The sequence below is a fragment of the Pseudomonas sp. BN417 genome (assembly GCF_029871205.1).
In the GTDB taxonomy this organism is placed as follows: domain Bacteria; phylum Pseudomonadota; class Gammaproteobacteria; order Pseudomonadales; family Pseudomonadaceae; genus Metapseudomonas.
The window spans coordinates 117-23,597 of record NZ_SSOJ01000123.1; the positions used below are offsets into that span (position 1 = coordinate 117).

Sequence of the window (23,481 nt, forward strand, 5' to 3'; positions counted from 1 at the left end):
CCGGGGGCCCGGCGTGAGGGGCCATCCCTGGCCCCGCACGCCTCTCGCGGCATCCATGCCGCTTGTCCCCCTGCGCAACGCTTCCGCTCGGCCTCCTGACGGGGCAGAGTCGCTGCCCCACCTCTTCTGCACAGGTTCAGGCAATAACCAGGCATCAGGATTGCTGCGCCCTGTCAGGCGCGAGTCACCCCTCGCCCTCTGGGAGAGGGGCGGGGGAGAGGGATGTGTCAGGCCGGTGCGCAGGTCTGAAAGGTCCGTGCTAGACGCTTCTATGCCGTTCTGCAACAGCTAACGTAGACATAGCCAATGAATTCGCTAAGGGCAGCGAAGCTGCCCCCGAAAGCATCGAGGGGCAGCCCTTCGGCCTGCTCAGCGATTGAAATCGCCCCCACATTGGCCGGTGTCGATGGTGGATCTGTGAAGCGTGATCCATTTCATTGCCCTACGGCGCGCGGACGAACTCCAGCAGGGTTTCCAGCAGGGCTGCCTGGTCGTCGGCCAGGTCGATGATATGGAAGCCCGCCCAGCAGTTCCGCTCGTCTTCGCCAGCTCGAGTCCAGAGGCAATCGGCGCCCAGCCGGACCTCTTCTATGCCGTCGACCCAGGTCAGCGGCACCAGCCGGCATTCCCACACCGAATCGGCGACCAGTGGCATTTCGCTGAACAGCATGAAACCGTCCATCGACAAGTCGACGATGCGGCCCAGGCGCTGCTCCGAATGCAGATCGAATACTTCCATCTGCAGCCCTGTGGCGTGGCGATTCTGCTGGCGACGTTCATCCATGGCGGCTCCTCGGCGGGCTCAGGTGGTGCGTCCGGTAAAGCGCTGCAGGACCCGGTAGATGGCGCCAAGGGCGCGATCGACCAGGGGGGCACTGCGTTCCGGCGGGACCAGTCTTGCCAGTCCTTGCTCCATGTCCAGGGCCAGCTGGGTGATGGGCATGATCGCCACGCGCTGGCCGCTGTGGTCGACGAACATGTAGTTACGGGTGGTCGGGCTGTACCAGGACAGCTTGAGGGCCCGGGTGTCCGGGCCGTCGATGAATTCGAACCAGGTGCCGAATTCCAGCTGGGCGAGTTCCTTGATCAGTGCCTGGGCGCGACTGGAAAGGCTGGCCGGCCGTGGGGTGCTGGCCAGTTCGGCATCGGCGCCGAGCATCTCGCCGAGTTTGCTCTGCGGCAGCGGGCTGTCGATGCGCGCGGCGAGCTGCGGCTGCTGCGACTGTACGGCGTGTTGGCAGGCCACCAGGTCCTGGAGCAGGCGACGGATGCCGTCCTCGTGGTAGCCGCCCAGCAGCTCCAGGCCCTTGCGCAGGTCTTCCAGCATGGGGATGCGCAATTGTTGCAGGCGCGCACGACCCTGGCCGTCCTGTGGCGTGCCGCTCCAGGCCAGCTGTTCGGCTACTTCCACCGAGCGCTGCCATTCACTGCTGCGGTCGCCATGGCGGAGCAGGACGAAGACCAGCACGTCGGTCCAGGTGAGTTCGAGGAAGTGCTGGATGATCCCCGGCAGATCGCGGTCCACCAGGACCCGGGCGATGGCGTCCACGGCCTGCTGGCGGGCGCCAAGCAGCTTGTCGCGGCCCTTGGCGGCCTCCACTGCGCGTTGTTCGCGCAGCTCCGCCTTGTGCCGCAGGGTGCCGACGTACTCGTTGAACTCGTCCAGCAGACTGTCGAACAGCAGCAGGTCGCCGCTGAAGCCATGGACGATGCGCTCCACCACCCAGTGCATCTTCGCCAGCAGGCCGCGCTCCCCGCCTTCGTCGGCATAGAGGACGCCGGCCTGGGCCATGCTGTTGAGCAGGCGGCGGGCCGGGTGGTGGTGCTGGGTGAACAGTGCCTTGTCCTGCAGGGCGACCTTCAGGTAGGGCGTGTGCAGGTGGGAGAGGGCGGTCTTGTAGATGTCGGCGAGGTTGTCGTCGTCGAGGATGAAGTCGAAGAGCATGCCCACCAGGTCGATCACGTCGGCTTCGTAGTCGGACAGCTTCTGTTGGCCGGGCAGGCTGCTGTGGCTCTCAAGCTGTTGTTGCAGGTCCGCCTTCAGGCCTTCGACCCGCTGCGGCTGGCGCAGCTTGCTGGCGAGGTCCTGGGCGGACTGCTGCTGCAGCCGGTTCAGGGCTTCAAGGAGTTCGGCGGCGCTGTAGGTGCGGGTGGCGCCGCGCGGGGCGAAGCTGGAAATACTCGGCGTACCGCCCGGCAGCGGCGCGTCGCCGTGGTGCTGGCGGCGCTCGCCGAGCAGGGCGGCCAGGCCGCTGAACAGTTGCCCGGGATCGCTGGGCGGCGCACCGGCAAGGTTCGGCGGCGCAGTGGGGGGAACGCCAGTCGCCGGCTGTGGCTGCTGTGGCGTGCTGGCTTGCCCCGGCGCGTTGGACTGTGGATGCGGCACGCTGGTGGAACGCTGCACGCTGTATTTCAGGTTGGGCAGGACACCGGCCTCGATCAGCCGCTGGTTGAGCGCGTCATAGATATTGTCCAGCCCATGCATCACATGCTGGTCGAAGAGCATGTAGAGGATGGTCTTGATCCGCAGCGGGAAAGGGCAGGGCTGCAGCGCTTCGCGGAAGGCCAGGGCCACCGCCTGGGGGCCGACGGGGTTGTCGTCGTCGCCCAGCTTGCGCCCGCCGTTGAGTACCGCCAGGCGTTGGTCGAGGGCGAACAGGGACTGTGCGCAGCGTGCCTTGACCCGGCTGACCATGTTAGTGACCAGCAGGTTTTCCTCGTATTCCTCGTTCTCGATCAATTGGAGATGGTTGGCGTCCAGCTCGCTGGCCTTGAGTTCAGGCTTCAGCTTGCCGCTGAGGAAATCCTCGAAGCACTTGGCGATGTGCTGGTGATACGTGCGTTCTATCTGCGGGCGCTGCTTGCGGATGTCCCGCATGCTATCGAAGAAGAGGGTTTGTACCTGGTTGTTCTCGGCTTTCTCGGCGCATTCGAAGAGGGTGTCGTCGACCTGGGCGAAGACGCCGGTGAGATGCTCGGCCAGCCGGTTCATCACCAGCTTGCGACAGCTCTGCACCAAATCACCGAAGCGCGGTTGTATGCCGCGGTTGGCCAGGGTCGTCACGGGGCCGGGAGGGGGTGGGGGTCGATCCTGATTGCTCATAGCCGTCCTGTTGGGAGACAGGCCGCGACCACGACCTGTAACGATCTCGCCACGGCTCAGGTATAGCACTCGGACGGCTATGTGCAAATCATTGGCAGAATTCGTTTTTTTAGGGGTTGACAGGCGGTTCTGGAACCGTAAAATGGCGCGCCTCTGAAGCGCTAAAGCAAATGAGCAAGGCGCAGAAGGGTTGGAAGATCGAAGTTCCGCGATAGCTCAGTCGGTAGAGCAAATGACTGTTAATCATTGGGTCCCTGGTTCGAGTCCAGGTCGCGGAGCCAACTTCCAGACGGGGTATAGCGCAGTCCGGTAGCGCGCCTGCTTTGGGAGCAGGATGTCGGGAGTTCGAATCTCTCTACCCCGACCACATCACATTTGGGTCGTTAGCTCAGTCGGTAGAGCAGTTGGCTTTTAACCAATTGGTCGTAGGTTCGAATCCTACACGACCCACCATACAAGACCTCTCGGGAGGTCCGAAGAAGCGGTAAGGCGAAAGCCTTACCGCTTTTTTGTTTGTCCCGAAAAAATTCAAAGGTGTCGGTGTAGGAGCGAGCTTGCTCGCGAATGGCCCCGTGCGGTGCTGTTCGCGAGCAAGCCCGCTCCTGCAAGGAATGGTTCGGGCGCGCCTCAGTGCAGCTTCAGGCGCGGGTCCGTGCTGCGGCCGATGCGGTCGCTGAGCATCAGCAGGAAGGTGCGGAAACCGCCGTAGAGCGCCATCTGGTGCATGCGGTAGAGGGAGATGTAGAACATCCGCGCCAGCCAGCCCTCCAGTTTCACGCTGCCCATCAGGTTCCCCATCAGGTTGCCCACCGCGCTGAAGCTCGACAGCGAGATCAGCGAGCCGTAGTCCTTGTACTGGTAGTCGGGCAGGGGCTGGCCCTGCAGGCGCAGCTTGAACGATTTGACCAGCAGCGAAGCCTGTTGGTGAGCGGCTTGTGCTCGCGGCGGCACGTTGCGCTCGCTGCCATCTCCGAGCGGGCAGGCGGCGCAGTCGCCGAAGGCGAAGATGTCGTCGTCGCGGGTGGTCTGCAGGGTCGGACGCACCACCAACTGGTTGATGCGGTTGCTTTCCAGGCCATCCAGGTCCTTGAGGAAGGCCGGAGCGCGAATGCCGGCGGCCCAGACCTTGAGGCTGGCGGAAATGTTCTCGCCCTGGGCGGTTTTCAGGCCATCCGCGGTGACTTCCTGCACGGCGGCGCCGGTCATCACGGTGACGCCGAGCTGCTCCAGGGTGCGGTGTACCGGGGTGCTGATGCGCTCCGGCAGGGCCGGCAGCACGCGGGGGCCAGCCTCGATCAGGGTGATGCGCATGTTCTCCGGCCGGATGCTGTCCAGTCCGTAGGCGGCCAGTTCATGGGCGGCGTGGTGCAGCTCGGCTGCCAGTTCGACGCCGGTTGCGCCGGCGCCGACTATGGCGACGCTGATCTGGTCGTTGGCCTCCTGCTGGGCGTGGGCGCGCAGGTAGTGGCTGAGCAGCTGGCGGTGGAAGCGCTCGGCCTGCTCGCGGGTGTCGAGGAAGATGCAGTGTTGGGCCGCGCCTTCGGTACCGAAGTCGTTGGTGGTGCTGCCGACCGCCAGGACCAGGCTGTCGTAGGCCAGCTCGCGTGCGGGCACGAGTTCGCGCCCATCCTCGTCATGGGTGGCGGCCAGCTGGATGACCTTGCGCTTGCGGTCCAGCCCGCTCATGCGGCCGAGCTGGAACTCGAAGTGGTTCCACTTCGCCTGGGCGACGTAGTTCAGCTCGTTCTCCGTGGAGTTCAGCGAGCCGGCCGCCACTTCATGCAGCAAGGGTTTCCAGATATGGGTGAGGTTGGCGTCGGCCAGGACGATCTTGGCCTGGCCTTTCTTGCCAAGAGTTCTACCCAGACGGGTAGCGAGCTCCAGGCCGCCGGCGCCGCCGCCGACGATCACGATGCGATGGGACATGGGATGTTCTCACAAGGCTATAGGAATTCTTTGTCGCCGAGGGCGAGCGCAGGAGGCAGCTCATAGCACCAGTCGGCTCAGGAGGCGGCTGAGTATGCCCAGGGCGATGACCACGGCCAGCGTCATCCACAGCAGGCGCCACGGGCGGAACGGCTGGCGTTCGACCTGGTGCTGCGGGAGGTTCAGGTACTGGTCGACCTTCTGCTGGTCTTCGGGAGTCAGGCGGCTGGGCATGGGAGCCTCGACTTTGGATTGACGGGCATTCTAGCTGGCGAATTCACACGGGCCAACGCGCAGCCGGTGTTATTTGCGCGCGCCTGGCCGCCGTCAGAGGCCCATCCCCACATCGAACATGATGGTGCGGCCCAGGTTGCTGCGCAGGAAGTCGGGCGCGTCCGCATGGGCGAACAGCACGCGGGCGAAGTTCGGCCCCACCAACGACAGCGAGCGCCAGCCCTGGCGCAGGTATTCGGTGGGCGGTGGAAAAGGGCTGTTGAAGTCCGGGGTGGCGCGCTTGAGGTTGACGAAGGCGATCAGATCGAGTTCGCCCAGGTCGAGACCGCGTTCCCCGTAGTTGCTTGCCTTCTTGCGCAGGGTCGGTCCCAGGCGCGCCTGGAGTTCAGCGGTGGGAATGCGTTTTGGGCGGCTTTCGCGACGCACCAGCTGCGCAAGAGAGAAGGCGCGGCGGCGTCGCTCCAGCTCGGCGCGCCATTCCTCGTTGAGACGGCGGCCTTCGTCGAGGACGAAGAACACCTCGAAGTTGGCTTCGCGGAACAGCACATCCGGCGGCTCCTGGCCGGTGCTGAAATCCTCCAGCCGATAGGGCAGGTTGAGCGCCTGCAGCAGTCGCTGGCAGACCCAGCGCTCGCGCTCCCACCGGCGCGCATTCGACAGGAAGTCGTTGGCTTGCTCGGCCTGCCGCGTCAGCAGGCGCAGGTAGTCGGACTCGTTCATGTTCCGCAGCTTAGCCTTATGGCCCGGGCTCTGGGTACCCCCTGGAACGCCAGCGGAGAGCCCGTCGCGACAAATGCGCGCAGGTTGACGTGCCGTTTGGCGGTGTAAACTTCAAGTGCCCTGCCCGGAGCCCGCCATGCGCATTCGACCCATCACTCCAGCCGATCATGCCCCCCTGTTCGATCTCTGGCGTCGCACGCCGGGTATCCGTCTGCGTGCGGAAGACGAACTGGAACCCTTCTGCGCTTACCTGCAGCGCAATCCCGATCTCTGCCTGTTGCTCGAGGACGACGCCGGGCGGGTGGCCGGCTGCCTGCTGGTGGGGCATGACGGACGCCGCGGCTACCTGCAGCATCTGATCGTTGCCCAGCCCTTCCGTGGCAAGGGCTGGGCCCGGGCGCTACTGCAGGAGGCGCTGCGCCGCCTGGCCCAGCTGGGCATACGCAAGTCCCACGTCTTCGTCCTCGAGGATGCGCCGGAGGCTCTGGCTTTCTGGCAGATGCAGCGGGGCTGGTCGGAGCGTGAGGATATTCGGGTCTACTCGACCACTGGAGACTGAATCGATGCGGATCTGCCTTGGGCTGATATTGAGCCTGCTGGCCACCTTGAGCCAGGCGCTGGAAACCGGTGAACGCCTGGCGCCCTGGACGCTGCTGGACCAGTACGAGCAACCCTACAGCCTGGATGATGGGCTGCAGGTATTGCTGGTGGCCCGCAGCATGGAGGGCGGCAAGCTGGTGAACGCGGCGCTGGCAGGCCAGCCCAAGGGCTACCTGGAGGCCCGCCATGCGGTGTTCGTGGCCGATATCAGTCGCATGCCGACGCTGGTGTCCTCGCTCTTCGCCGTTCCCGCCATGCGCGACTACAACTACCGCGTCCTGCTGGACCGGGAGTCCCGCGTCGTCAGCCGCTATCCGGGCGATGAGTCGCGCGTGCTGTGGTTGCGCCTGGAGCAGGGCCGGCTCCTCGAGCAGCGGGAGTTCGGCGATGCCGCGGCATTGCGCGCCGCCCTGGAGTCCCTTGCGCCGTGATCGCTGCTGAACTCCTCTCCGCAGAATCCCTGGGCCTGGGTTGGGCGCTCTATCTGCCCGTCTTGGCCTGGGCCGCCTGGCGCGCGCCCTGGGTCGAGCTGTTCAGCGATTTCCGCCGCCAGCACCTGCTGTTCGGCACCGTGCTGGCGCTCTTCCTGCTCTGGCTGATGCGGCGCGACTTCGAATCGGGGCTGTCCTACCACTTCATCGGCATGACGGCCGTGACCTTGCTGCTGGACTGGCCCCTGGCGGTGCTGAGCGGCCTGGTGGCGCAACTCGGCCTGCTTGCCCTGGGCAAGCAGGACCTCCTGGCCCTCGGCATCAACGGCGCCTTGCTGGTGCTGCTGCCGGTGCTGGTCACCGAGCTTTGCGCCAAGTGGGTGGAGTATTACCAGCCGCGCAACCTGTTCGTGTACATCTTCTGCTGCGGCTTCTTTCCAGCGGCATTGACCGCGCTGCTGTGCGTCCTCATCGGCCTGGGGCTGCTGTGGGTCGATGGCGTCTTCCCCATGCCGCCCTGGCTGGATGATTTCATCGGCTACCTGTGGCTGGTGATGTTCCCCGAGGCCTTCATCAACGGCACCGCCGTGACCGCCCTGGTGGTGTTCTGCCCGGATTGGCTGGAGACCTTCAACCGCACCCGTTACCTCCAGGCGCCCTGGAAGGACGACGAGTCCCGTTGACGGCGCTTTATTTGAGCCTGGGAAAGCATGTCCTCAGGGCATGGTCATGAGTAACCGGCTCGGCCTGTGACGACTCAAGTGGTTCGGATCGAGCGACGTAGCCGGCCGGTAGGGTGCGCTGTGCGCACCAGCGGTTGAGCGTCGGGCAGGGGCCGATTCGGTAATCGGTGCGCATGGCGCACCTGTTACGACTCAAGTGGTTCGGATCGAGCGACGTAGCCGGCCGGTAGGGTGCGCCGTGCGCACCGGCGGTTGAGCGCCGCGCAGGGGCCGACTCCGCAATCGGTGCGCATGGCGCACCCTACGGTGGGGCAAGTGCAGGAGTTGCGGCCCCTCTACCAGGGGGCCAAAGCAAGTCCACGTTTTACGAACGTGGATCTTTACTCATCGGTTCCATGCCGTGTTTGCCCATGATCTGGGTCAATGGTCGGCAGGCTGTGGGCGGTAAGGTGCCCAAGGTCCGCCAAGTAGCGCGGGATCACGCGTAACGGTGGAAATCCGCCACGCGGATTTTCACCCTACGTAGGTCATCACCCCTTGTAGGGTGGATCACGCTTCACCGATCCACCATGGGCGTCGGATCGTGAAGCACGATATCCGCCTCGTACGTATCCAAAGGACAAGTCGATGGGCATACATGAATGGGCAAGGGCAGCTCTGGAGCGGGAGCTGATCGACGCGAAACAGAACGGGCAGGCCGAAGAACTGGCCCTGCGCGCCCTGCTGAGCGCGGTGGTCGAGCGCAGTACGAGACTGCGCTCCGCGGAGGATCTGGCCCAGGAGCTGATCTACCTGGCGAATAATCTCGATCCGGACCAGGACTACGGTTTCATGCGTCCCTGAGCTCGGGGATCAATGCTCGCGAGGCGGCAGGCTGCCGGAGAAGATCTCGTCTTCCATATTGTCGCCAGGGATCGCATGTTCCTCGGCGGCCCAGGCGCCCAGGTCGATCAGCTTGCAACGTTCGGAGCAGAAGGGGCGGGAGGGGCTTTGCGAGCCCCATTCCACCGGAGCGCCGCAGGTGGGGCACTCCACAGTGACGGGTTGACTCATGGCTGGCCTCCTCGCAGGGTCAGGTAGAAGTTGTGCAGGCGCTCCACTTCGCTCCGCAACCAGCCAAGGTCGCGGTCGTTGAGCAGCACGTCGTGGGCATGCTTGAGGCGATGCTCACGGCTGGCCTGTACCTTCAATATGGCTTGGACCTGCTCCTCGGGCACATTGTCCCGCTGCATGGTGCGCTGGATCTGCACGGCCTCCGGCGCGTCCACCAGCAGCACGCGCTGGGTCAGGCGGTACTGGCCGGATTCTATCAGCAGGGGCGACACCAGGATGGCGTAAGGGGATTCGGCCCGTGCCAGGTACTGGCTGATCTCCTGGCCGATCAGGGGATGCAGCAGGCTCTCCAGCCAGCGGCGCTCGTCCGCGTTATCGAAGATGCGTTGGCGCAGCGCCGCACGGTCCAACTGGCCGTCAGCCTGCAGGACTTCACTGCCAAAATGCTCGGCGATCTTCGCCAGGGCAGGGCGGCCGGGCTCCACCACCCAGCGCGCGGCCTGGTCGGCATCCACCAGATGCACACCAAGCTCGCTGAAGTGGGCAGCAACGGCGCTCTTGCCGCTGCCGATGCCGCCCGTAAGTCCAAGAATCCAGGGTTTATTCATTTGAAACCGGCGAACTGCAGATAGGTCGCCGTTATTTGATCACCCCAGAGCAGCGCAATCCAGCCGGCAATGGCGAGGTAGGGACCAAAGGGGATAGGCGTGGCGCTGTCCTGGTTGCGCAGGCGCAGCATGATCACCCCCAGCACGGCGCCCACCAGGGACGACAGCAGGATGGTCAGCGGCAGCACCTGCCAGCCACCCCAGGCGCCAAGCATGGCCAGCAACTTGAAGTCGCCTTGGCCCATGCCTTCCTTGCCGGTCACCAGCTTGAACAACCAATACACCGACCACAGGCTCATATAGCCGGCCACCGCCCCCCAGAGCGCGTGATCGAGGCTGGTGAACAGGCCCTGGCTATTGAGGATCAGGCCCAGCCAGAGAAGCGGCAGCACCAGCGCATCGGGCAGCAACTGGTGGTCGACATCGATCATGCTCATCGCCAGCAGGCCCCAGGTCAGCAGCAGAAAGGCGCCGGCCTGCCAGCCGAAGCCAAAATGCCAGGCCACATAGGCCGAGAGCAGGCCGCAGGCCAGTTCCACCAGCGGGTAGCGCTTGCTGATCGGCGCCTTGCACGCCGAGCATTTGCCGCCCAGCGCCAGGTAGCTGACGACCGGGATATTCTCCCAGGCGCGGATTTCATGACTGCAGTGTGGGCAGCGTGAGTTCGGCAATACCAGGTTGAACACCGCGCCCTTGGGTTCGGCCGGCAGGCTCAACGCTTCCCGCGCTTGCTCCTGCCAGTCGTGGAACATCATTTTTGGCAGGCGATAAATCACCACGTTGAGGAAGCTGCCGATCAGCAGGCCGAGCAGCAGGACGCACAAAACAAAGGCCAGCGCATGGCTGGCCAGAAAGTCGATCAACTGCATGGTTTAGACGACGTTGCCGAGTTGGAAGATGGGGAGGTACATGGCAATGATCAGGCCGCCGACCAGGACGCCGAGGACCGCCATGATCATGGGTTCCATCAGGGCGGTGAGGCCGTCCACGGCGTTGTCCACTTCGGCTTCATAGAAGCTGGCGACCTTGTCGAGCATGTCATCCAGCGCGCCGGACTCTTCGCCGATGGCGGTCATCTGCACTGCCATCGCAGGGAAGACGCCAGTGGTGCGCATGGAGAAGTTCAGTTGCATGCCGGTGGAGACATCCTGCTTGACCTTGTTCACCGCATTCTTGAACACCACATTGCCGCTGGCACCGGCTACCGAGTCCAGGGCATCGACCAGCGGAACGCCGGCGGCGAAGGTGGTCGCGAGGGTGCGGGCAAAGCGCGCAACGGCAGACTTGTAGAGAATGTCGCCCACTATGGGTAACTTCAGTACAGTGCGGTCTGTCCAGTCACGAAACTTCTCTGACTTTTTGTGCGCCTGTTGCAGCACAAAGCCCAGGACAAAGAATCCCGCCAGGATGATAAACCACCACTTCTGGAGGGCCTCGGATAGGCCGATTACCATCAGGGTAAAGCCTGGGAGTTCGGCGCCAAAGTTGGCAAATACCGACTGGAACTGCGGCACCACCTTGATCAGCAGAATGGCGGACACAATGATGGCCACCACTATCACCGCAATGGGATAGTTCATGGCCTTCTTGATCTTGGCCTTCAACGCCTCAGTCTTTTCCTTGTAGGTGGCGATACGGTCCAGCAGGGTTTCCAGTGCACCGGCCTGTTCGCCGGAATCCACCAGGTTGCAATAGAGCTCATCGAAATAGTCGGGCTTCTTGCGCAGAGAGTTGGCCAGACTGTTACCTGCTGACACTTCCTGCTTGACCTCATTGACCAGGGTGCGCATGGCCGGCTTGTCGAAACCTTCGCCAATAATGTCGAAGGACTGCATCAGCGGCACGCCGGCCTTCATCATGGTGGCCATTTGGCGGGTAAACAGGGCGATGTCCATGGGCTTGATCTTCTTCCCCGCGCTGAGCAGGGAAGTGGACTTCTTGCGCACCTTGGTAGGGCTTATGCCCTGCTTGCGAAGGTGGGCCTTGACCAGCGCCGGGTTATGCCCGTTGATTTCGCCTTTAACCTTGGAGCCTTTCTTGTCGGTACCCTCCCAGGCGAAGGTACTGGTTTTAAGCGCTTTTTCCGCCATGGTTAATCCTTGGTCACGCGGTTGACTTCCTCAAGGCTGGTAATGCCATTCATGGCTTTCACCAGGCCCGAGGTTCGCAGGTCATTGAAGCCATCGCGGCGCGCCTGCTGGGCGATCTGGATGGAGTTGCCTTCCTCCATAATAAGCTGCTGCATGGCCGGCGTGATTTTAACCACTTCATAAATACCCACTCGGCCCTTGTAACCCTGGTTGCAATTGTCGCAGCCGACCGGACCGAAGAGCTTGAAGCTGCCGATCCTGGCCTCCGGGAAGCCCTCCTTGACCAGCGTTTCTCGCGGGACGTCCAGTTCCTTCTTGCAGTGGCTACACAATTTACGTGCCAGGCGCTGGGCGATGATCAGGTTGACCGAGGTGGCGATGTTGAAGGCAGGCACGCCCATATTGCGCAGGCGAGTCAGGGTTTCGGCTGCGCTGTTGGTGTGCAGGGTGGAAAGCACCATATGGCCGGTCTGTGCCGCCTTGATGGCAATCTCGGCGGTTTCCAGGTCGCGGATCTCGCCGACCATGATCACATCCGGGTCCTGGCGCAGAAATGAGCGCAGGGCCTGGGCGAAATCCAGGCCCTGCTTGGGATTGACGTTGACCTGGTTGACCCCTTCCAGGTTGATCTCCACCGGGTCCTCGGCCGTGGAAATATTGATATCCACAGTATTGAGGATATTGATGCCGGTGTAGAGGGAAACCGTCTTGCCCGAGCCGGTGGGGCCAGTTACCAGAATCATGCCTTGCGGCTGCTTCAGGGCCGTCATGTATAGCTCTTTCTGATGCTCTTCATAGCCCAGGGCATCGATCCCCATCTGTGCGCTGGTGGGGTCGAGAATCCGCATCACGATCTTCTCGCCCCAGAGGGTGGGTAGGGTATTGACGCGGAAGTCGATGGACTTGGCCTTGGAGATCTTCATCTTGATCCGGCCATCCTGGGGCTTGCGCCGTTCGGAAATATCCAGGGCGGCCATCACCTTAAGGCGAGCGGCGATCCGGCTGGCCAACTGAATCGGCGGCTTGGCCACTTCATGCAGCATGCCGTCGGTTCGGAAGCGCACGCGGTAAGAGCGTTCGTAGGGTTCGAAGTGCAAGTCGGAGGAGCCGCCGCGAATTGCGTCCAGCAGCATCTTGTTGACGAAACGCACCACCGGGGCATCGTCGGCATCTACGCCTCCGGGGCTGTCTTTCTTGTCATCATCGACCGCCTCGACATCGATGCCATCCAGGTCGACGTCACCTAGGTCTTCCATGGCGCTATTAGCGCTTTCGAAGAATTTCTCGATGGCATCGCCCAGCTTGTCATCCTCGACCAGGATGGCCTCGGTATTCAGCCCGGTGCTGAACTGAATATCGGTTACGGCCTGGTGGTTGGTCGGGTCGGAAATGCCTACGAACAGCTTGTTGCCACGACGCCAAAGGGGCAGCGCCCGGTGTTGGCGGATCAGCTTTTCGCTGACCAATTCCCTGGGCTGGGCTTCCTTGTCGATGCAGCTCAGGTCAAGGAAGGCCACCCCGAACTGCTCCGCCGCCATCTCCGCCAGATCCCGGCTCCTCAGCAGCTTGTTCTGCACCAGGTAGGTGATCAGCGGAATCTTGTTGCGCTGAGCCTGGGTATGGGCCTGCAGGGCACTTCTTTCATCCAGTAGATTGGTCAAGACGAGTTGTTTGGCCAAGCCTGAAAGGGTAGGGGCAGTCTCTGTCATGGCGAGCGTCGGTCGATTGTTTGACTCAGTCTTATAACCTAGTCGAGTCCGTCCACCAAACTGACTCGGCCAACCTGACAAAATATGGCACATTCTGGCAGGGTTCGGACTCCATGAACGACGCCTGTGGCCTCGAAGGCCATCAAAAATTACGACATACCGTTGCCGTTCTGGCCAGCGGCAGCAGTTTTTTCTCAGTGCATCGATAGTTGGCGTGCGCTTTGCTTGGTAGGTGGTAGGTCGTTTGGCCTATCACATTTGAGGATGAATACATGAAAGCTCAGAAAGGCTTTACTCTGATTGAATTGATGATCGTGGTTGCCATCATCGGTATTTTGGCTGCTGTAGCACTACCCGCTTACCAGGACTACACTACTCGCGCCAAGATTAGCGAGGTTCTTGTAATGGCAGCTCCGGCCAAGTTGGCAGTTGCTGAAACTAGCTCTTCGCTCGGGGGGTTGGCATCTCTTACTGCTGCAAACTCTGGTTATACTTTCCCAGGGGCTACGAAGTATGTTTCCGGCATTACTGTTACTGCTGCCACTGGTGTGGTAACAGTAACCTCCACTGTTCCGAACGCTACTGGAACGATTACCCTGACTCCTACTGATGCTGGTAACGGTCAGTTGACTTGGGTTTGTGCCACAGCTATTGCAGACAAATTTGTTCCGCAAGAGTGCCGTTGATAAGGCGGCGTGACTGGTGGGGGTAAAAGGGGCGGCCTAATGGTCGCCTCTTTTTTTTGGGGTGTTTAATGTGTGGATTCAATTGTTCATGAGTTATTTTCAGGGGGGGCTTCGTTCGAAGCGGAAAGATGGTTTTATTTTGAATCAGGTCTCAGAGGTTGGGGGGGGGGCTGAAAAATATGAGTATAGGAAGGACTCGAAACAAAGCGGTGTTGGATGGCTTGTTTGTGTTTTGCTGGCGTCACTTCCCTGGTTGGTATCCACACATTCCGATCCCTGGACTACATTTTATAATGAGTTTCTGATGGTGGTGGTGGTGCTTCCATGGGTGGGGTGGTGTTTTTGGACCTCGGCTCAACCCTGGTTGATAACGCGGCAGGTGCTTTTTGTTTCCTGTGTCTCCTTTATCCCGATTTATCAATCGGTATTTGGTATTCTGCTGTTTTCTAGCGAAGCTGTCTTGTCTATTGCGTACATTCTGGCTTTTGCGATTGCGATATCCTTGGGGCAGCGAAGTCAGTCTATACAGCCTTTCAAGGTCGTCGATTATCTATTTTTCAGCTTGATTATTGCGTCGATGTTGTCGACCGGACTTGCCCTGTATCAATGGTTTGCTCTTGAGGGGTTGGGGGTTTTAGTTCCTTCGGGGGCGGTAGGCGGTGGGCGTGCTGTAGCGCATATTGGGCAGCCGAATAATCTTTCCACGCTTCTGGCATGGGGATGTGCCGGGTTTTGGTGGGCATCCAGTCGGCGCTACATTGGCGTTGGTGCTGCTAGTTTAGGCATTGCTTTTCTTCTGCTGGGAATCGTTCTGACGGGGTCGCGCACTGGCTGTCTCCAGATCGCGTTTCTTGCCGGGGCGGCATTGATTTGGGCGCAGTCTCGCCACTTGTGGCGGAAGGTCATATTGCTGATATTGCTGGGGGGGTGGTTTGTTCTGCTTTTGGGGTTCAAGCCCATAGTAAGCGAGATTCTTTTTGGGGCTTCGGGGAGAGCGGTGTTCAGTGCTGGAGTGCGGCCAATATTCTGGGCGATGGCAATTGAGGGGATTCTGGACAAGCCGCTGCTGGGGTATGGTTGGAATCAGGTGATACTGGTGCATGTTTCATTGGCTGACAAGTACTCTGGGATTAAGGAGATCATGGGGCATGCGCACAACCTATTTCTCGATTTGCTTCTCTGGAATGGGGTTTTGCTAGGTGTGGTGCTGGTTGTAGCTATTCTTTGGTGGCTGGTGCGGCAAGTTTTTAGTGCGGCAACTGAACTTCATAGAGTTGTTCTGGTGGTGATCGGTATTTTCTTTATACATGCAATGCTTGAGTTGCCTCATCTTTATTTGTTCTTTATATTGCCGATGGGCCTGTTTGTAGGCGTTGCTAGTGTGCTTGGCAATGATAAAGTTGTTGCCGTGTTGCCGCGTTACCTGTTGGTTGTTGCTGGATTGCTGCTGAGTGTGCTTCTGGCGATTGTTTTTCGTGAGTACCGTGGGGTCGAGCAGGAGTTGAATGCGCGTCGACTCTTGGCGGCGCACATATCCGGTGCTGGTGCTCATGTATTTCCGGAAGCGGTAATGCTCAACTCCCTACAGGTATCTCTTAACAGCCTTGATGCTGTTCCAAAGCGGAATATGCCTCGGCAAGAACTTGAGCGGATGCATCGTGCCGTTTTACGTTATCCAACAATTGGGGGGTTGTTCCGATATGCGCAGGCTAGTGCATTAAATGATAGGGGGAGTGAATCGACATGGGCTATGAGGCTCATATGCGATCTGAATCCTACTGGGATTTGTGATGCGGCGATTAAAGACTGGAATATTCTTGCACTTCAGCGGTATCCGGAGATGAGTTCTGTTGTGTTGCCAAAAATGTAGGGTGACGAATATGAGTTAATGGTTCATGGTTTCTGAGGTGGTTCGGTGGCAAAATAAAAGTCGCTTCTGCCTAGTGGCCAGGGCTAATGCTCTATCAGCTGTATCGGAGTGCCTGAACTGACGTCCGATTACTTCGCGACTTCGTGTTTTTTGCTACCTTCAGTCGATTGATTCGAACGGGGTAGAGTGTTAGCTTACGTCCCGCCGCCGGTGTAGCTCAGTCGGTAGAGCAGCTCATTCGTAATGAGAAGGTCGAGGGTTCGATTCCTTTCACCGGCACCATGATCCAAACAAAAAGCCCCGCAGGTTCTGCGGGGCTTTTTGTTTTTTGGTGCTCGGCTACTGCGTGGTGGCTTGGCCACTAACCTCTCAGTCCTTTCTGCCAATTTTGTCGGCAACGCCATACAGGTCCATTGCCGAGCACTGCATCAGGTCCGAGATGATCTTGATGGCGTGGTGCAGGCCGTTCAGGTCCCGGTTGCTCAGGTGGTGTTCGAGGCCATCGCACCCCAGCAGGTCGGCGATGGTGCCGAGGGCGTAGCTGGCGGTCAGGATGCGGTCGCCTTGGTGGTCGGCAATGCGGGCGAAGGTGTTCATGGCCCACCTCCAACAATTCTCTGATCCAGGGCGATAGCGGTTGGCCAAGTGCGGGGCTTGCCCACTGCTGTTTGCGAATACGGACTTCCAATGTTCATGAGTGCGGCTCCAACTTGAGAAATGGAGCTGTCAAAAATCGTCGCCAAACGATTAGAGGTGACAGCTGTGCGCAGGTTGGCGAACCGGGCAAGTTGGCTCCCGGCAGACCTTTCGGTCTCCCGCGCACAGCCGCCATGACACAGCATTGCGGGCACAAAAAAGCGCCTGCAATAGTCTGGGGCGCCTGAGCGCCAACTTGTAATTCGGGTCGCCAAACCCGGTCCTGAAATTTGCCAGGACGGCCGCACCATAGCCTTGCTCGGGGCGCATGGCAACGTCCCGAGGCTCGGCAAGGCGGGTATCAGAGACTCAACAGCGGCACACGGCCACGACCAACGAGTCGCAGGCAGGTGAACCTACAGTCGATGGTTATGGTGGTTGTAGGGCCAGGACGTTAGCGTGGCCTGCTCCTGGGCGCCTTGCGCCGGGGCTGCCAGTTCCTCCAAGTGGGTGATGATGTCGTCCGGCTTGAGCACCAGGACATCGCTCTCCAGTGCGTCGAGCACCATCTCGGCGGTGTTGCCAATCAGGGCGCCGGTCAACCCGGTGCGGGCCACGTTGCCGATCACCGTCAGCGCGGCATTGAGTTTGCGGGCCATTTGCGGAATAAGGATATCGGCCGCGCCTTCTTCGATATGCAGGCGGTCGTCGTCAATGCCGAACTCCTTTTGCAGTGTCCTGCATTGCTCGCGGTAGAAATCCTGGATGCTCTCCTTGCGCTGGAATACAGGGTCCCGCGCCGAGAGCATGGGGTAGGGGTGGGCACTCATCATGTGCAGCGCGCTGCCGGCCAGCTTTGCAATGTCGTGCCCGTGGCTGACGATGCCGGCATGCAGGACGCGGTGTTCGATATCACTGTTGCCCACGTCGACGGCGGCGAGAATGGTGCCACTGCTCCATGGTGCAGCGGTTTTCACGATCAGAACCGGGCTGGGGCAATAGCGCAGTAGTTTCCAGTCCTCCGGGGTGAGGATCGACTTCACGAGGGGGTTATCGGGCAGGTGTTGCTTGATCACCAGTCCGCAGTCCTGCGCCTGCTGTACTGCGATGATGGTCTGGTGTGCGCTGTGGTGCCAGGCCTGCTGGGCGCTGACACTGAACCCCTCCTTTTCCAGTGTCCCTCCCAGGTCCTGGAGGTGAGAGGAATGGTCGCGGTGCTTGTCGCAAGCCAGCAGATGCAGGTGCGACTGGGTGGCACTGGCGATCATTCTGGCCCGGTTCAGGACCAGGGTTTCAGGTTGCTGCGGATCCACTACCACCAAGGTGTTACGGATGGTATGCATGGCTGTCTTCCCGAGCGGGAGTTCGGTTTTCAGGTGGACGGAGGCACAGTTCTTCTCAGGTGTGTCCCTGTGAGCGCAACGGGGGCAGCGGTTGCCCGCCCTTGCCGCTCTGTCCGTCGGTCGGAAGCCTATCCACCGATACCTTGCACGCGACAGCCGAAATCAGGATTCGTCGAGTCACTCCGATGTCAATTGCCTGCATCGATCCGGCGTTGATGATCACGGAACTTCTTCTGGTCATTCATGCAACTGCGGAAGCAGCTTCCACAGCGCAAGCGCTGTTGTTCCACTACATCTACATCGAGAAAGCGGTGCCATGCCCTGCACATCCGGCCCGGCACCGACGAAGCGACTACTCCCTCGAATTGCGTCCGCGTGAATGCTTGGCGGCTCGGCGCGCACGCCAAGACGCCCCGATCATCGATGGGTGATGGGGACTTCGCGGGAAGCAATTAAGGACGAGTGAGTAGGCCCTGCTCGCTCACGGCGAAGTATGGTGGCTGATCGGAATCACAGCGAGGCAACTGGTCGCCTGGGTTAGGTCATTTTGGGGTGAAGCAAGGGCAGGTTTATTTCGACTTTTCATGGGTAATGAGCGGGCGGCACTTGGTGCGCATGTGGGGGCGGGTTCATTCGCCAAGGGCGGCGAAGTTGCCGCGGGAAGGGTCGTGGGGCAGACCTGCGGCCTGCTCAGCGATTGAAATCGCCCCCACAAGGGGTCTGCCTTCAGTCGCTAAGTAATCCCGGAAAGTCGGCTTGTGGAATCGGCCCTTGCGCGATGCTCGGCTGCTGGTGCGCATGGCGCACCCTACCGGCGCTGTGGGGGCGGGTTCATTCGCCAAGGGCGACGAAGTTGCCCCGGGACGGTCCGTAGGGCAGACCTGCGGCCTGCCCAGCGACTGAAATCGCCCCTACAAGGGTTACTGCTTCAGCCGCTAAGTAATCTCTGGTAGCCGGATTGCGAAGTCAGCCACTGCGCGGGGGGCAACTGCTGGTACGCATGGCGCACCCATACCGGCGCATGTGGGGGCGGGTTCATTCGCCAAGGGCGACGAAGTTGCCGCGGGAAGGGTCGTGGGGCAGACCTGCGGTCTGCTTGGCGATTGAAATCGCCCCTACAGGGGTTACTGCTTCAGCCGCTAAGTAATCTCTGGTAGCCGGATTGCGGAGTCAGTCACTGCGCGGGGTTCAACGGCTGGTGCGCATGGCGCACCCTACCGGCGCTGTGGGGGCGAATTCATTCGCCAAGGGCGACGAAGTTGCCCCGGGACGGTCCGTAGGGCAGACCTGCGGCCTGCTCAGCGATTGAAATCGCCCCCACAAGGCGTCTGCCTTCAGTCGCTAAGTAATCCCGGAAAGTCGGCTTGTGGAATCGGCCCTTGCGCGATGCTCGGCTGCGGGTGCGCATGGCGCACCCGACCGACTGGTTTCGGCGCTTCATCCAGGTCGCTTGAGGCGTAGCAGGCGGGCCCGTTACTCAGTTCAAACGAAAAGCCCCGCGATTGCGGGGCTTTTTGTTGGCCGGGGTTTGCTCAGAGGCTGAGGCGCATGGACAGGTCGATGGCCTTGACGTCCTTGGTCAGGGTGCCGATGGAGATGTAGTCGACGCCGGTTTCGGCGATGGTGCGCAGGGTGGTCTCGTTGACGCCGCCGGAGGCTTCGAGTTTGGCGCGGCCATTGGTGAGGGTGACGGCGGTGCGCATGTCGTCGAGGCTGAGTTCGTCGAGCATGATGATGTCGGCACCGGCGTCCAGGGCCTGCTGCAGTTCTTCCAGATTTTCCACTTCCACTTCGACGGGCTTGCCGCGGGCGATGCGGTGGGCGGCTTCGATGGCCTGGGCGATGCCGCCGGAGGCCGCGATATGGTTTTCCTTGATCAGGAAGGCATCGTACAGGCCGATTCGGTGGTTGTGGCCGCCGCCGCAGGTCACCGCGTACTTCTGCGCCAGGCGCAAGCCGGGCAGGGTCTTGCGGGTGTCGAGCAGTTTCACCTGGGTGCCTTTGACCAGCTCGACGTAGTGGCCGACGCGCGTGGCGACGCCGGACAGGCACTGGAGGAAGTTCAGCGCGCTGCGCTCGCCGCTGAGCAGGGCGCGGGCCGGGCCTTCGAGGTGGAAGAGTGCCTGGTTCGGCTCGGCGCGCTGGCCGTCCTGCACCTGCCACTCCACCGTTACCCGTGGGTCGATCTGGCGGAACACTTCGTCCACCCAGGCGGTGCCGCTGATGATGGCCGATTCGCGGGTGATCACGGTGGCGCGGGCCTGGCGGTCTTCGGGGATGAGTTGGGCAGTGATGTCGCCGCTGCCGATGTCTTCCCTGAGGGCGGCGCGTACATTGGCCTCGATTTCGGCGTTGAGGTCGGCGAGGAGGAGGTTGGGCATGGTGGGCTCCGCAGGCAGAATGGCGGCGATTATAAAGGCTGCCGACGACCGGCGCAGTGTCGATGACCGCCGGCCGGCGCTTTCTGCTAGACCTCTGGAGTGCGTCTCGCATGTCGTGCGCTTCTCGGTTGGTTTCCCTGCATCTGTGACTTGAGTCATGTCTGTAGGAAAACTTCGCTTGGTTGTCACGGCATCATCCATATAATGACATCGGAATTTTCTATTTTTGACGCCAGATAGTTGACGTTATGGATGACTTCCCATGATCGACGTGTGGCCCAATGTACCCTTCGGAAGGGCGTGGCCTGCGGGAGGCTCGTGATGCAGAACGACGCGAAGGTGGTGCCTCTGAACAAGGGAGCCGCCCAGCAATCGCCAACCTCACCGGTAGGAAGGCTGCCCGTGGCCTTGATCCAGGTGCGCGACAAAGTGGCATTGCAGCTGAAGCAGACGCTTCAGGTGCTGTTCGACAATGCCGACGACACCCTCTTCGAGATGGCGGATCGCGCTACCAGCAATGCCGAGCAGAATGCCTTCTTCGAGGCGATGCGCGATTTGCGGCTCAAGCGCAAGAGCATCGAGCGGACCTTCCTGCAGAACGTCTTCGAGTCACTCTCTTCCCTTAATCAGTACGAGATCGGCAAGGCGCCGCAATTGGACGCGGTGTCCTTCGACAGCCTGTCCCTGGTGCAGAACGACGAACTCGAGGAAACCGTGGCCCTGGATGCCATGGTCGCCAAGGTGATGAGCCGCGACGCGGTTCCCCTGAGCCACCTGACCATTCGCCTCAACACCCTCATCAGCAAGAAGATCGAAGACAAGACCAACCCCCTGGGCCCGCGCATGCTCTGCGAGGCCTTCCTCGACGCCTGCCGCAGCCTGGGCGTGGAGATCAAGGTCAAGCTGATCATCCTCAAATTGTTCGAGAAGTATGTCCTCACGGAGCTGGATCAGTTCTACGCCGAGGCCAACCAGTCGCTGGTCGCTGCCGGCGTGCTGCCGGACCTGCGCTCGGCGGCGCCGCGTCGCCAGCAGGAACGCGCCAGCGGCGCAGGGCGTTCCGCTCAGACCGGCTCGGGTTCTCCTGCTGGCGGCAGCCAGACGGCCGAGGAGGGCATGCAGGAAGTCTTCGGTGTGCTTCAGGAGCTGCTTTCCCAGGTTCGCGGCACCGCGCTGCCGCGTCGGGATCACCCGGCCGATGCCGTGCCGGTCAGCAGCATCGACCTGCTACGCCTGCTCTCGCATCTGCAACAGCACCTGCCGCAGCAGCACAGCGATGACTACGACCTGCGCATCAGCCTTGACCAGTTGCTGACCCGCGCCAGCGCCCGAAGTGGCCGAGTGCGGGTGGTGGGCCAGGTGGACGATGACGTCATCAACCTGGTGTCCATGCTTTTCGAGTTCATCCTCGACGACCGCACCCTGCCGGATTCGCTCAAGGCCCTGATCGGCCGCATGCAGATTCCCATGCTGAAGGTCGCGCTGCTGGACAAGACCTTCTTCAGCCGCGGCAGCCATCCGGCGCGCCGCCTGCTCAACGAGATCGCCTCCGCCGCCCTGGGCTGGGTGGAACAGGACGACGCCCAGCGCGACAGCCTCTACCACCGCATCGAGCAGGTGGTGCAGCGCCTGCTGAACGATTTCGTCGACGACCCGGCAATCTTCTCCGAGCTGCTGGCGGAATTTCTCGCCTACACCGGCGATGAACGGCGCCGCAGCGAATTGCTGGAACAGCGCACCCGCGACGCCGAGGAAGGCCGCGCCAAGGCCGAACTGGCGCGTAAACAGGTCGAGGAAGCGCTCAACCAGCGCCTGCTCGGCCGCACCCTGCCGGAAGTGGTGGTGCGCCTGTTGCAGGAGGCCTGGAGCAAGGTCCTGCTGCTCAGCTGCCTGAAGCACGGCGTGGAGTCGGCCGAATGGCGGGCCGCCCTGCAGACCATGGACGACCTGGTCTGGAGCGTGGAGTCCCACGAGGCCCCCGAAGCCCGCGCCCGGCTGCTGGAGCTGGTGCCGGGGCTGCTCAAGTCCCTGCGCGAAGGGCTGGCCAGCGCCGCGTTCGATCCCTTCTCCACCAGCGAATTCTTCAGCCAGCTGGAGGCCCTGCACGTCCAGGGCTTCCAGCGTTTCCGCAAGCCGGAGCCGGTGGAAGTGCTCGCCGACGACAATCTGGAATCGGCGCCCCTGCTGCTCGACTTGCCGGACGAAGCCGCAACCGAAGCGGGCGAGTCCGCCCCGGCCATGGTGGCGGTGCTGGAGGAAATAGTCCTGGCCGTGCCGGGCGAGTCCCAGGTCCAGGAACCCGAGGTCAGCCTGGCCGATGACGACGAGGCCCTGGGCTTCGTCGACAGCCTGCGGGTCGGCAGCTGGGTCGAGTTCCAGGAAGACGAGGAACACAAGCTGCGTTGCAAGCTGGCGGCGCTGATCAAGCCCACCGGCAAGTACATCTTCGTCAACCGCACCGGCATGAAAGTGCTGGAGAAGACCCGCATGGGTCTGGCCGTGGAGTTCCGCCGCAAGGCGATCCGTTTGCTGGACGACGCCCTGCTGTTCGACCGTGCCCTGGAGTCGGTGATCGGTAACCTGCGGCGACTCAAGGGTGCTTGAGCCTGATTCCGGATGCTGTAGTCATCCTTTGTGGGGGCGAATTCATTCGCTAAGGGTGGCGAAGCTGCCCCTTTCGAGGTCGAAGGGCGAACCTGCGGTTCGCTCAGCGATTGAAATCGCCCCCACAGGAATGTGGCAGTGAGTTCCGCCCGGTGCGCATGGCGCCCCTGACGCTCCTCACGTCTTCACTCGCTAAAATGGCTCCACTGCGCCTAAAGTGGGCGGCAGACCAAGGAGCCGACATGCAGCTGGACCCCGCATCCGGTTGGTGCCAGGGCATCAGCCACTGCCCTTCGCCCAACTTCAACTGTCGCCCGCAGGGAGAAATTTCCCTGCTGGTGATTCACAACATCAGTTTGCCGCCCGGGCAGTTCGGCACGGGGAAGGTGCAGGAGTTCTTTCAGAATTGCCTGAATCCCGACGAGCATCCCTACTTCGACGGTATCCGCGATCTCAAGGTGTCCGCGCATTTTCTGATCGAGCGCGATGGCGCCATCACCCAATTCGTCTCCTGCAACGAGCGGGCCTGGCACGCCGGTGTCTCGCTGTTCGATGGGCGGGAGAACTGCAATGACTTCTCCTTGGGGATAGAACTTGAAGGCACCGATGATCAAGCTTTCACGGAACCCCAGTATGCTGCGCTGATCGCATTGGTGGAGCAGCTGCGGCTTGCCTACCCGGCCATAACGCCGGCGCGCATCTGCGGTCATAGCGATATCGCCCCGGGACGCAAGACCGATCCGGGGCCTGCATTCGATTGGGCGCGCCTGCGGGCCGCCCTCGCGCCATAGGAAGAGGAGGGAC

General features: G+C 61.5%; 21 protein-coding genes and 4 tRNA genes. 12 read left to right on the forward strand and 13 right to left on the reverse strand.

Annotated elements, in window-relative coordinates:
* Positions 1–442: 442 nt before the first annotated feature.
* Both E8F11_RS15430 and E8F11_RS15435 read right to left on the reverse strand, forming a co-directional pair.
* Positions 443–784, reverse strand: a complete 342-nt coding sequence (locus E8F11_RS15430; protein ID WP_280289708.1) for a PilZ domain-containing protein — start codon at positions 782–784, stop codon at positions 443–445.
* Between the two features lie 18 nt (positions 785–802).
* Positions 803–3,103 (reverse strand): DUF1631 domain-containing protein, encoded by a 2,301-nt coding sequence (locus tag E8F11_RS15435; protein WP_280289709.1) that lies wholly within the window; start codon positions 3,101–3,103, stop codon positions 803–805.
* Between the two features lie 205 nt (positions 3,104–3,308).
* Between E8F11_RS15435 and E8F11_RS15440 the strand changes: the two genes are divergently transcribed.
* The 3 genes from E8F11_RS15440 (at position 3,309) to E8F11_RS15450 (ending at position 3,556) form a co-directional block, all read left to right on the forward strand.
* Positions 3,309–3,384: transfer RNA gene (locus E8F11_RS15440), tRNA-Asn, on the forward strand.
* A 9-nt stretch (positions 3,385–3,393) separates the two neighbouring features.
* Positions 3,394–3,470, forward strand: a tRNA-Pro gene (locus E8F11_RS15445).
* 10 nt (positions 3,471–3,480) lie between these two features.
* A tRNA-Lys gene (locus tag E8F11_RS15450) sits at positions 3,481–3,556 on the forward strand.
* Between the two features lie 174 nt (positions 3,557–3,730).
* Here E8F11_RS15450 and E8F11_RS15455 read toward each other — a convergent pair.
* From E8F11_RS15455 to E8F11_RS15465, 3 genes are all read right to left on the reverse strand, one after another.
* Positions 3,731–5,029 carry an NAD(P)/FAD-dependent oxidoreductase gene (locus E8F11_RS15455; RefSeq protein ID WP_280289710.1) on the reverse strand — a complete coding sequence of 433 codons (1,299 nt, stop codon included), beginning with the start codon at positions 5,027–5,029 and terminating at the stop codon, positions 3,731–3,733.
* A gap of 60 nt (positions 5,030–5,089) precedes the next feature.
* Entirely contained in the window at positions 5,090–5,263 is a 174-nt protein-coding gene (locus tag E8F11_RS15460; RefSeq protein ID WP_280289711.1) for a DUF3094 family protein, read from the reverse strand.
* A gap of 93 nt (positions 5,264–5,356) precedes the next feature.
* The gene (locus E8F11_RS15465; protein ID WP_280289712.1) at positions 5,357–5,983 is read right to left on the reverse strand and encodes a DUF1780 domain-containing protein; all 627 of its coding nucleotides are present in this window, start codon (positions 5,981–5,983) and stop codon (positions 5,357–5,359) included.
* 136 nt (positions 5,984–6,119) lie between these two features.
* Here E8F11_RS15465 and E8F11_RS15470 point away from each other — a divergent pair, with 136 nt between their 5' ends.
* The 4 genes from E8F11_RS15470 (at position 6,120) to E8F11_RS15485 (ending at position 8,540) form a co-directional block, all read left to right on the forward strand.
* Complete coding sequence (locus E8F11_RS15470; protein WP_280289713.1) at positions 6,120–6,542, forward strand: GNAT family N-acetyltransferase; 423 nt, start codon at positions 6,120–6,122, stop codon at positions 6,540–6,542.
* A 4-nt stretch (positions 6,543–6,546) separates the two neighbouring features.
* On the forward strand, positions 6,547–7,014 hold the full coding sequence (locus E8F11_RS15475; protein WP_280289714.1) for an FAD/FMN-containing dehydrogenase: 468 nt from the start codon (positions 6,547–6,549) through the stop codon (positions 7,012–7,014).
* Complete coding sequence (locus E8F11_RS15480) at positions 7,011–7,697, forward strand: energy-coupling factor ABC transporter permease (protein ID WP_280289715.1); 687 nt, start codon at positions 7,011–7,013, stop codon at positions 7,695–7,697. The genes E8F11_RS15475 and E8F11_RS15480 overlap by 4 nt, the downstream gene beginning before the upstream one ends.
* Positions 7,698–8,324: 627 nt before the next feature.
* Entirely contained in the window at positions 8,325–8,540 is a 216-nt protein-coding gene (locus tag E8F11_RS15485; RefSeq protein ID WP_280289716.1) for a hypothetical protein, read from the forward strand.
* Positions 8,541–8,549: 9 nt separating this feature from the next.
* Here E8F11_RS15485 and yacG read toward each other — a convergent pair whose 3' ends face one another.
* Genes yacG through pilB form a run of 5 tightly spaced genes read right to left on the reverse strand, consistent with a single transcriptional unit; the run spans position 8,550 to position 13,157 of the window.
* Positions 8,550–8,750 (reverse strand): DNA gyrase inhibitor YacG, encoded by a 201-nt coding sequence (gene yacG / locus E8F11_RS15490; protein ID WP_280289717.1) that lies wholly within the window; start codon positions 8,748–8,750, stop codon positions 8,550–8,552.
* Positions 8,747–9,358 (reverse strand): dephospho-CoA kinase, encoded by a 612-nt coding sequence (coaE, locus tag E8F11_RS15495; RefSeq protein ID WP_280289718.1) that lies wholly within the window; start codon positions 9,356–9,358, stop codon positions 8,747–8,749. Before coaE ends, yacG begins: the two co-directional genes overlap by 4 nt.
* Positions 9,355–10,227, reverse strand: coding sequence for an A24 family peptidase (locus E8F11_RS15500; protein ID WP_280289719.1), 873 nt, complete (start codon positions 10,225–10,227; stop codon positions 9,355–9,357). The genes coaE and E8F11_RS15500 overlap by 4 nt, the downstream gene beginning before the upstream one ends.
* A 3-nt stretch (positions 10,228–10,230) precedes the next feature.
* On the reverse strand, positions 10,231–11,448 hold the full coding sequence (locus E8F11_RS15505; protein ID WP_280289720.1) for a type II secretion system F family protein: 1,218 nt from the start codon (positions 11,446–11,448) through the stop codon (positions 10,231–10,233).
* A gap of 2 nt (positions 11,449–11,450) precedes the next feature.
* Entirely contained in the window at positions 11,451–13,157 is a 1,707-nt protein-coding gene (gene pilB, locus E8F11_RS15510; protein WP_280289721.1) for a type IV-A pilus assembly ATPase PilB, read from the reverse strand.
* Positions 13,158–13,429: 272 nt separating this feature from the next.
* Between pilB and E8F11_RS15515 the strand changes: the two genes are divergently transcribed.
* From E8F11_RS15515 to E8F11_RS15525, 3 genes are all read left to right on the forward strand, one after another.
* Positions 13,430–13,843 carry a pilin gene (locus E8F11_RS15515; protein WP_280289722.1) on the forward strand — a complete coding sequence of 138 codons (414 nt, stop codon included), beginning with the start codon at positions 13,430–13,432 and terminating at the stop codon, positions 13,841–13,843.
* Positions 13,844–13,931: 88 nt separating this feature from the next.
* Positions 13,932–15,713 carry an O-antigen ligase family protein gene (locus tag E8F11_RS15520; RefSeq protein ID WP_280289723.1) on the forward strand — a complete coding sequence of 594 codons (1,782 nt, stop codon included), beginning with the start codon at positions 13,932–13,934 and terminating at the stop codon, positions 15,711–15,713.
* Between the two features lie 206 nt (positions 15,714–15,919).
* Positions 15,920–15,995 (forward strand) — tRNA-Thr (locus tag E8F11_RS15525).
* 87 nt (positions 15,996–16,082) lie between these two features.
* Here E8F11_RS15525 and E8F11_RS15530 read toward each other — a convergent pair.
* From E8F11_RS15530 to nadC, 3 genes are all read right to left on the reverse strand, one after another.
* Positions 16,083–16,310: a hypothetical protein gene (locus E8F11_RS15530; protein WP_280289724.1), complete on the reverse strand. Its 228-nt coding sequence runs from the start codon at positions 16,308–16,310 to the stop codon at positions 16,083–16,085.
* Positions 16,311–16,765: 455 nt separating this feature from the next.
* Positions 16,766–17,692, reverse strand: coding sequence for a universal stress protein (locus E8F11_RS15535; protein ID WP_280289725.1), 927 nt, complete (start codon positions 17,690–17,692; stop codon positions 16,766–16,768).
* A gap of 1,532 nt (positions 17,693–19,224) precedes the next feature.
* The gene (nadC, locus tag E8F11_RS15540) at positions 19,225–20,073 is read right to left on the reverse strand and encodes a carboxylating nicotinate-nucleotide diphosphorylase (RefSeq protein WP_280289726.1); all 849 of its coding nucleotides are present in this window, start codon (positions 20,071–20,073) and stop codon (positions 19,225–19,227) included.
* A gap of 321 nt (positions 20,074–20,394) precedes the next feature.
* Here nadC and E8F11_RS15545 point away from each other — a divergent pair, with 321 nt between their 5' ends.
* Positions 20,395–22,677 (forward strand): DUF1631 domain-containing protein, encoded by a 2,283-nt coding sequence (locus E8F11_RS15545; RefSeq protein ID WP_280289727.1) that lies wholly within the window; start codon positions 20,395–20,397, stop codon positions 22,675–22,677.
* A gap of 242 nt (positions 22,678–22,919) precedes the next feature.
* On the forward strand, positions 22,920–23,468 hold the full coding sequence (gene ampD, locus E8F11_RS15550) for a 1,6-anhydro-N-acetylmuramyl-L-alanine amidase AmpD (protein WP_280289728.1): 549 nt from the start codon (positions 22,920–22,922) through the stop codon (positions 23,466–23,468).
* Positions 23,469–23,481 lie beyond the last annotated feature (13 nt).

What these genes read in the sequence shown, in the direction of transcription:
- E8F11_RS15430 (WP_280289708.1), bottom strand. Translation starts at nt 784, where the DNA reads ATGGATGAACGTCGCCAGCAGAATCGCCACGCCACAGGGCTGCAGATG.
- E8F11_RS15435 (WP_280289709.1), bottom strand. Translation starts at nt 3,103, where the DNA reads ATGAGCAATCAGGATCGACCCCCACCCCCTCCCGGCCCCGTGACGACC.
- E8F11_RS15455 (WP_280289710.1), bottom strand. Translation starts at nt 5,029, where the DNA reads ATGTCCCATCGCATCGTGATCGTCGGCGGCGGCGCCGGCGGCCTGGAG.
- E8F11_RS15460 (WP_280289711.1), bottom strand. Translation starts at nt 5,263, where the DNA reads ATGCCCAGCCGCCTGACTCCCGAAGACCAGCAGAAGGTCGACCAGTAC.
- E8F11_RS15465 (WP_280289712.1), bottom strand. Translation starts at nt 5,983, where the DNA reads ATGAACGAGTCCGACTACCTGCGCCTGCTGACGCGGCAGGCCGAGCAA.
- E8F11_RS15470 (WP_280289713.1), top strand. Translation starts at nt 6,120, where the DNA reads ATGCGCATTCGACCCATCACTCCAGCCGATCATGCCCCCCTGTTCGAT.
- E8F11_RS15475 (WP_280289714.1), top strand. Translation starts at nt 6,547, where the DNA reads ATGCGGATCTGCCTTGGGCTGATATTGAGCCTGCTGGCCACCTTGAGC.
- E8F11_RS15485 (WP_280289716.1), top strand. Translation starts at nt 8,325, where the DNA reads ATGGGCATACATGAATGGGCAAGGGCAGCTCTGGAGCGGGAGCTGATC.
- yacG (WP_280289717.1), bottom strand. Translation starts at nt 8,750, where the DNA reads ATGAGTCAACCCGTCACTGTGGAGTGCCCCACCTGCGGCGCTCCGGTG.
- coaE (WP_280289718.1), bottom strand. Translation starts at nt 9,358, where the DNA reads ATGAATAAACCCTGGATTCTTGGACTTACGGGCGGCATCGGCAGCGGC.
- E8F11_RS15500 (WP_280289719.1), bottom strand. Translation starts at nt 10,227, where the DNA reads ATGCAGTTGATCGACTTTCTGGCCAGCCATGCGCTGGCCTTTGTTTTG.
- E8F11_RS15505 (WP_280289720.1), bottom strand. Translation starts at nt 11,448, where the DNA reads ATGGCGGAAAAAGCGCTTAAAACCAGTACCTTCGCCTGGGAGGGTACC.
- pilB (WP_280289721.1), bottom strand. Translation starts at nt 13,157, where the DNA reads ATGACAGAGACTGCCCCTACCCTTTCAGGCTTGGCCAAACAACTCGTC.
- E8F11_RS15515 (WP_280289722.1), top strand. Translation starts at nt 13,430, where the DNA reads ATGAAAGCTCAGAAAGGCTTTACTCTGATTGAATTGATGATCGTGGTT.
- E8F11_RS15520 (WP_280289723.1), top strand. Translation starts at nt 13,932, where the DNA reads ATGAGTTATTTTCAGGGGGGGCTTCGTTCGAAGCGGAAAGATGGTTTT.
- E8F11_RS15530 (WP_280289724.1), bottom strand. Translation starts at nt 16,310, where the DNA reads ATGAACACCTTCGCCCGCATTGCCGACCACCAAGGCGACCGCATCCTG.
- E8F11_RS15535 (WP_280289725.1), bottom strand. Translation starts at nt 17,692, where the DNA reads ATGCATACCATCCGTAACACCTTGGTGGTAGTGGATCCGCAGCAACCT.
- nadC (WP_280289726.1), bottom strand. Translation starts at nt 20,073, where the DNA reads ATGCCCAACCTCCTCCTCGCCGACCTCAACGCCGAAATCGAGGCCAAT.
- E8F11_RS15545 (WP_280289727.1), top strand. Translation starts at nt 20,395, where the DNA reads ATGCAGAACGACGCGAAGGTGGTGCCTCTGAACAAGGGAGCCGCCCAG.
- ampD (WP_280289728.1), top strand. Translation starts at nt 22,920, where the DNA reads ATGCAGCTGGACCCCGCATCCGGTTGGTGCCAGGGCATCAGCCACTGC.